General features: G+C 57.6%; 2 protein-coding genes. Both read right to left on the reverse strand.

Features of this window, described 5'->3' with window-relative positions:
- Positions 1-109: 109 nt before the first annotated feature.
- Positions 110-766, reverse strand: a complete 657-nt coding sequence (gene clpP, locus AC1D0Z_RS20615) for an ATP-dependent Clp endopeptidase proteolytic subunit ClpP (protein ID WP_477660029.1) — start codon at positions 764-766, stop codon at positions 110-112.
- A 157-nt stretch (positions 767-923) separates the two neighbouring features.
- Positions 924-1905 (reverse strand): trigger factor (gene tig / locus AC1D0Z_RS20620; protein WP_477660030.1); only part of this gene is annotated, 982 nt, incomplete at its 5' end.

Here is a 1905-nt window from a genome sequence, read left to right on the forward strand (position 1 = left end):
CCTTTAAGGAGCCTGGAGGGGAACTGTTACCTAATGATAACCAATAAAAAAACGGCGTTTCTGTTACAGAAAACGCCGTTGTTGCAGTGCAACTGAGTACTTTCGACGCTTAAGGCCGCTTGGCAATAACCTGGTCGACCAGGCCGTATTCCTTGGCCTCGTCCGCAAACATGAAATAGTCCCGCTCGGTATCGCGTTCGATCTTTTCAACCGGCTGACCGCAGTTGGCTGCCATGATTCGGTTGAGTTGGTCACGCGTCTTCAGAATGTCGCGGGCATGGATTTCGATATCGGTCGCCTGGCCTTGCGCACCGCCCGAGGGCTGGTGAATCATCACGCGGGAATTGGGCAGCGAAAATCGCTTGCCTTTGGTGCCGGCCGACAGCAGGAAAGCACCCATGCTGGCCGCCATGCCCACACACAGGGTGGAAACGTCCGGCTTGATGAATTGCATGGTGTCGTAAATCGCCATGCCGGCCGTGACGGAGCCGCCCGGGGAATTGATGTAGAAGGAGATGTCCTTGTCCGGGTTTTCGCTTTCCAGGAACAGGAGCTGAGCCACCACCAGGTTGGCCGTCTGGTCATTGACCGGGCCAACCAGGAAAATTACGCGCTCTTTGAGCAGGCGCGAATAAATGTCGTAAGAGCGCTCGCCGCGGCCAGACTGCTCGATCACCATAGGCACCATGCCCAGGCCTTGCACATCCTGCGCGCCGGCTTGCGGGGCCGTATAAGCGCCGCCATAAATACTGTTTCGGACCATCATGTTTTCTCCAGAGATGTTTGTACTGTACCCAAAAACTCCCGCATAGAGTTTTGGCGAAGGCTGACAGCGAATCACATGCTGCTTTGCCATAGCTCAAACGAAATTGGGGCCTGTGCCGCAAAGCACAAGCCCCAACGTCAGCAAAGGCCGGGAAGAATCAGTTCTGGCCCATCAGGTCGTCGAAGGAAATGGCTTTCTCGGTGACCTTGGCCTTGCCCAGAACGAAGTCGGTCACGTTGTTTTCGATCACAACGGCCTCAACTTCAGCCATGCGGCGGTTGTCGCTCAGGTACCAACGCACCACGTCCTGCGGTTTCTCGTAGCTCGCAGCCAGCTCTTCAATGTGCGCCTTGAGCTGCTCAGGCTTGGCCTGCAGGTCATTGCTGCGCACCAGTTCAGCCACCACCAGGCCCAGGCGCACGCGCTTTTCTGCTTGCGGGCGGAAGATTTCTTCTGGAATTGRCGCCTTGTCAGCATCCTTGATGCCGCGCTGCTTGAGGTCGGCGCGGGCGCCTTCGATCATGCGGTCCAGTTCGGCCTGCACGCTGGACTTGGGCAGGTCGAGTTCGGCATTTGCCACCAGCGCGTCCATCACCGCATTCTTGTTGCGGGCCAGCAAACGGAACTTGACTTCACGCTCAAGGTTTTTCTTGATATCGGCACGGAGGCCTTCGACCGTTGAATCGGCGATACCCAGGGACTTGGCCAGCGCTTCATTGACTTCGGGCAGGTGAGCAGCTTCGATCTTTTTGACCGTCACAAGGAAGTCCGCCTGTTTGCCGGCCACGTCTTTACCATGGTAGTCGGCGGGGAAGTTCAGGGGGAAGGTCTTGCTTTCGCCGCTTTTCATGCCGCGCACGGCGTCTTCGAATTCCTTGAGCATCTGGCCGTCGCCAATCAGGAACTGGTAGTCCTCAGCCTTGCCGCCGGCAAAAGGCTCGCCGTCGATCTTGCCTTCAAAGTCAATGGTGGCGCGATCGCCGTCTTGCGCAGGTGCGTCAGCAGCGCGCTGGGCGAAAGTGCGGCGCTGCTTGCGCAGGATGTCCAGGGTCTTGTCGATGGCGGCGTCGCTGACTTCAGCGCTGACCTTTTCGACTTCAGCGCCGGACAGATCGGCGATCTTGACTTCAGGATAAACC

The organism is Polaromonas sp. P1_E3 (assembly GCF_056405935.1).